Source organism: Thalassovita aquimarina (genome assembly GCF_018219815.1).
Taxonomy (GTDB): domain Bacteria; phylum Pseudomonadota; class Alphaproteobacteria; order Rhodobacterales; family Rhodobacteraceae; genus Thalassobius; species Thalassobius aquimarinus.
The window spans coordinates 1-4,980 of the sequence record NZ_JADMKU010000044.1; the positions used below are offsets into that span (position 1 = coordinate 1).

General features: G+C 63.5%; 4 protein-coding genes. 1 reads left to right on the forward strand and 3 read right to left on the reverse strand.

What is annotated here, in order from left to right; all coding sequences use genetic code 11:
• Positions 1 to 246: 246 nt before the first annotated feature.
• The 3 genes from IT775_RS20985 to IT775_RS20995 form a co-directional block, all read right to left on the reverse strand.
• Positions 247 to 1,074 (reverse strand): IclR family transcriptional regulator, encoded by an 828-nt coding sequence (locus IT775_RS20985; protein ID WP_343231175.1) that lies wholly within the window; start codon positions 1,072 to 1,074, stop codon positions 247 to 249.
• A gap of 95 nt (positions 1,075 to 1,169) precedes the next feature.
• Entirely contained in the window at positions 1,170 to 2,858 is a 1,689-nt protein-coding gene (locus IT775_RS20990) for a long-chain-fatty-acid--CoA ligase (protein WP_212703203.1), read from the reverse strand.
• Positions 2,859 to 2,874: 16 nt separating this feature from the next.
• Complete coding sequence (locus tag IT775_RS20995; protein ID WP_343231176.1) at positions 2,875 to 3,651, reverse strand: SDR family NAD(P)-dependent oxidoreductase; 777 nt, start codon at positions 3,649 to 3,651, stop codon at positions 2,875 to 2,877.
• Positions 3,652 to 3,887: 236 nt separating this feature from the next.
• On the opposite strand from IT775_RS20995, the gene IT775_RS21000 reads away from it, so the two are divergent.
• On the forward strand, positions 3,888 to 4,850 hold the full coding sequence (locus tag IT775_RS21000; protein ID WP_212703205.1) for a class 1 fructose-bisphosphatase: 963 nt from the start codon (positions 3,888 to 3,890) through the stop codon (positions 4,848 to 4,850).
• Positions 4,851 to 4,980: the final 130 nt, after the last annotated feature.

Here is a 4,980-nt window from a genome sequence, read left to right on the forward strand (position 1 = left end):
GTCAGACATTTTACCGCTCGTTTTTCGAACGGTGAATCACGCCACCCGGCGGAAATCAATGGGTCCTGACCCTAGGCCGTTAGGCCGCCGGGCCAGCGCCAGTCCGCCCGGACGGACTGGCGCTTTGGTGAGACCTGTTCTGTCGTTGATAACGAGCGCGGATGTGGCTGGCATAAACTGCCATGCTCAGAGCTGTGGAGCGCCATCCCGCGGACTGGCGCTGGCCCGGCGTTCGCTGGCTATGCCTCAGACGCCCGTTCTGGCGATGTTGTCGCGCATCTCGACCAGCTTCGGGCCCAGTTCACCCACCAGCCTCTCGCGCGGCAGGATATAGGCCGGGCCGCCGAGGTTGAAGGCCAGCATCGGCGTGTCGCCATGCATCGACCGGTAGGGCACCGACACCGCGTGCACGTCGGATTGCCATTTGCCCAGGCTGACATAGAAGCCCTGTTCGCGGATCTGTTCCTGCGCCTCATAGATCTCGTCGCGGATTTTCGGCCAGTCCTCGGGGCCGTAGCGGTCCTCGGTCAGGTCCATGATCTGTTTGCGCTCGGCCTCGTCGGTTCCGGCGATATAGGCGCGGCCCATCGCCGAGCGGGCCAGCGAAATGCGCGACCCGACATTGAGCTGCAGCGAAATCATGCCTTGGGCGGCGCGGGCGCAGGCGATATAGGTCATCGCGTTGTCGTCGCGCCCGCCAAGCGCCACCAGAACCCCGTCGCCGCATTCATCGGCGAGACGCTGCATGAAGGGCTGCGCGGTTTCGCGGATTTTCATGCCGCCGAGGCAGGCATAGCCGAGGCTGAGCACCGGCACGCCCATCTTGTAGTGGCCGGTGCCTTCGTCATAGCTCAGGTAGCCCAGTTTCAGCAGCGTGTAGGTCAGCCGCGACACTGTCGAATTGGGCAGGTTGGTGCGTTCGGCCAGTTCACGATTGCCCAGCCCGTTGACGTCGGACGGACGGAAGGCGCGCAGGATTTCCAGCCCGCGATGCAGGGCGGTGACGAACTGACGGTCGCCGCTATGTTCGTTCTCGGTCAGTTCGGCTGCCGTATCCGCTGTTCTCTTTCTCACGCTACTTCCCCGATATGGCTTGTTTTCTTGGCCTTATTCATTGACTCGGTGGTCCTACTTGAACCGATCCGCGCCGGTCAAGCGGGGCAGATGCCTCAGACCGCCGCTTTTTGCTCTTTACCTTGCGTTTCCTGTTCCTGCTGCTGCAATTCACGCCACAACACCTTGCCGCTGCCGGATTTCGGCAGGCTGTCGACGAAGGTGATGTCGCGCGGGCATTTGTAGGCGGCCATTTCGCCACGGCACCAATCGATGATCTGTTCGGTGCTGGCATTGGCGCCCTGGGCGCTGCGTACGACGTAGGCCTTGACCGTTTCGCCGCGGCGCGGGTCCTGGGCGCCGATCACGCAGGCTTCGGCCACGTCGGGGCATTTCAGCATCAGCATCTCGACCTCGGCCGGCCAGACCTTGAAGCCGGCGGCGTTGATCATCCGCTTGACCCGGTCGACCATGAAGAAATAGCCGTCCTCGTCGTAATAGCCGATGTCGCCGGTGCGCAGGAAACGCTTGCCGTCATGGGTGACGAAGGCGTCCCGGGTGGCTTTTTCGTTGCGCCAGTAGCCTTGGAATACCTGCGGCCCCGACATGATGATTTCGCCGGTTTCGCCCGGGCCGAGTTCGTGGTCGTCGCTGACCGCGAGCACCCGGCAATCGACATCGAAGACCGGAATGCCGAGGCATTGCCGCTTGGGCGCGTCCGTCGGGTTGATATGGGTCGCCGCGATGGTTTCGGACATGCCATATCCTTCGATGTAATCGAGGCCGGTCATGTCCTTGAGCTTCTTCGCGATCTCTTCGGGCATCGCCGCGCCGCCGCCGCCGATGGCCTCCAGGCTACTGAGGTCGTAGCTGTCGAAATCGGGATCGTTGACGAGGTCGATCGCCATCGTCGAGATCGAGCGCCAGCGGGTGATCCGGTAGCGCTTGATCAGCTCGGCCGCGATGGCGCGGTTCCAGCGGGTCATGATCACCATCGTGCCGCCCGACAGCAGCGGGCCGTTCATGCAGGCCTGCATCCCGGTGACATGGAAGAACGGCAGCACCGACAGGCTGAGGTCGTCGCTGTCCATCTGGTTCCAGACGATGCCGCCATAGGCGGTCACCAGAACGCTGCGATGGGTGTGCACGCAGCCCTTGGGCTGGCCGGTGGTGCCGGAACTGTAGGGGATCACGGCCAGATCGTCGTGGGTCGCCTGCATGGCGCCGGGGGGCAGGCCCGCGGCGATCGCATCGGACCAGCGGGTGACGCCGGGGCCGTCGATGTCGGCGGGATGGAGCATTCCCAGCGGATCGGGTAGCGGGATGTCGTAATCGGGATCGGCCAGTTCGCCGTAATGGCCGGCGATGACGGTGGTGATCAGTCCTTCCTCGGCCACGGGACCCGCGAATTGCAGTAGTTCCTGCCCGGTCAGCATCACGGTGGCGCCGGAATCGCGGGCGTAGTGCTGCAATTCGGCGTGGCGGCTCATCGGGTTGACCGGGATCACCACCGCGTCGGCGCGCAGGATGGCGTAATAGGCGATCACGTATTGCGGCGCGTTCTGCATGTAGAGAAGCACCCGGTCGCCTTTTTCGACGCCACAGCGCTGCTGCAGGTAACCGGCCATGCGTTCGACCTGATCCCAGAATTCGCGGTAGCTGATGGTGCGGCCGTGATAGATGATCGCCGGGCGGTCGCCCTGTTCCGCGGCCCTGTCGGCCACCAGTCGGACCATGGTTTTTTCCGGCAGGTCGAGGTGATGCGGCACGCCTTCGGGCCAATGTGCGAAATGTCGGTCGAACATGGAAACCTCTCGTGATTCAGAATTTCATGCCGGGCATGTTCAATGATGCGGTGTTACCGCCGTCGGCGGCCAGCGCCTGACCGGTGACGAAACTGGCGTCGTCGGAGGCGAGGAAGGCGATGACGGACGCGATTTCGCTTGGCTTGCCATAACGGCGCAGTTCGGCGCGCGATCCCAGCTTGTGTTCCTTGTCCTTGTCGCGGGCGTAATCGAACACCGGCTTGGTCATGCCGGTTTCGATCAGCCCGGGGCAGACCGCGTTGACCCGGATGCCGTACTGGCCCAGATCGCAGGCGGTGGTCTGGGTCAGGTTGATGACCCCGGCCTTGGAGGCGGAGTAGGCATTGCCGCCCGCGCCCGAGCGGATGCCCGCGACCGAGGCGGTGTTGACGATGGCGCCGCCGCCCTGCGCGATCATCGGCTTGGCGCCGTGCTTGATGAAATATATCTGGCCGAACAGGTTGACCTCGAACACGCGCTTCATCCGGTCGCTGTCCAGATCGGTGATCGGATCATGGGTGCAGATCATGCCGGCATTGTTGCAGATCACGTCGATCCGGCCGTACCGATCCAGAACCGTGTCGATGCAGGACTTGACCGCGAGCTCGTCGGCGACGTCGCAGACGATCGTCATGTGCGGTCCGCCGGTCGCGGGCAGCGCCTGTTGCAGCGCGTCTTCGTTGATGTCGACCAGAACCACAGATGCGCCGTCTTCGGCCAACCGCTGCGCGGTGGCCTTGCCGATGCCGCTGGACGCACCGGTCACGATGGCGGTTTTCCCCCCAAACCTCACTCGGATATCCTCCCGTTTTATTCGCAGAGTGGCACAAAGACCCGGGGCGATCAATAGAATGCGGAAAGTCATTCCGCACTGTGGGAATTGGAGCGCCTCAAAGCGCGCAAAGGGCGGGCAATAAGGTCGCAAAACCCAATTGGGGCATTCAAATTCGCGCCAATCTCTGAAATAGCCTGTGGGGCAAGTTACAATTGCCCCCAGTTGCCCCCAAGTTGCCCGGAGCGGATATCCACATGACCACGCAAGCCACCGTAATCGCCCCTGACCTGATCCCCGAAGCGCTGTACCCGACGCTGAACGCGCTGTGCGCCGTGTCCATCGACGTGGCCGGCGTGATCGCGCGCGGCGCGCTGGGCGGGGCGCTGGCGGCGCAGGTCGGCGAAAACACCGATGGTGACCAGCAGAAGGCGCTGGACGTGATGGCCGATGAAATGTTCGAGGCGGCGCTGCGCGGCGGCGATGTGCGCTGGTACGCCTCGGAGGAACAGGAAGCGGCGCTGCAGACCTCGGAAACCGGCCGCTACGCGCTGGCGATCGACCCGTTGGACGGGTCGTCGAACATCGACGTGAACGTGTCGATCGGCACCATCTTTTCGATCTTCGAAGCCAAGGACGGCGCCGAGGAAAGTTTCCTGCGCCCGGCCAGTGAACAGATCGCGGGGGGCTATATCCTGTACGGCCCGGCGACCTGCCTCGTGGTGACCTTCGGCAATGGCACGCTGCAATATGTGCTGGACCCGGCGAAGCGCGAATTCGTGCTGGTCGAACAGGCGATGCAGGTACCGCAGACGTCAAAGGAATTCGCCATCAACGCGTCGAATGAGCGGCACTGGACCAAGCCGGTGAAGGCCTATATCGACGCCTGCCTGGCGGGCAAGGACGGCCCGACGGGGATGGAACACAACATGCGCTGGGTCGGGTCGCTGGTGGCCGAAACCCACCGTATCCTGACCCGGGGCGGGGTGTTCCTATATCCCGGCGATTCGCGGCCCGGCTATGAAAGCGGACGGCTGCGGATGGTGTATGAATGCGCACCGATCGCGATGGTGATCGAACAGGCGGGCGGCAAGGCCACCGATGGCGCCACCCCAATCCTGGAGCGGCAGGCCGACGGGCTGCACGCGCGGGTGCCGCTGGTCTTCGGCAGCGCCGAGATGGTGCAGCAGGTGACCGATCAGCACGTGATGGACCACTAACCGGCAGCGTTTTCCGGTAGGGAAAACACCCACGGAATTCGATCCAAATTCCGCCCCTCAAAGGAGAGACCTGAGATGACTTTCGACCGTTCCCTGAAGATCGCGCCGTCGATCCTGTCCGCCGATTTCG

Excerpts from the sequence above, each read along its gene's own strand:
- IT775_RS20990 (WP_212703203.1), bottom strand. The coding sequence starts at position 2,858 with ATGTTCGACCGACATTTCGCACATTGGCCCGAAGGCGTGCCGCATCAC.
- IT775_RS21000 (WP_212703205.1), top strand. The coding sequence starts at position 3,888 with ATGACCACGCAAGCCACCGTAATCGCCCCTGACCTGATCCCCGAAGCG.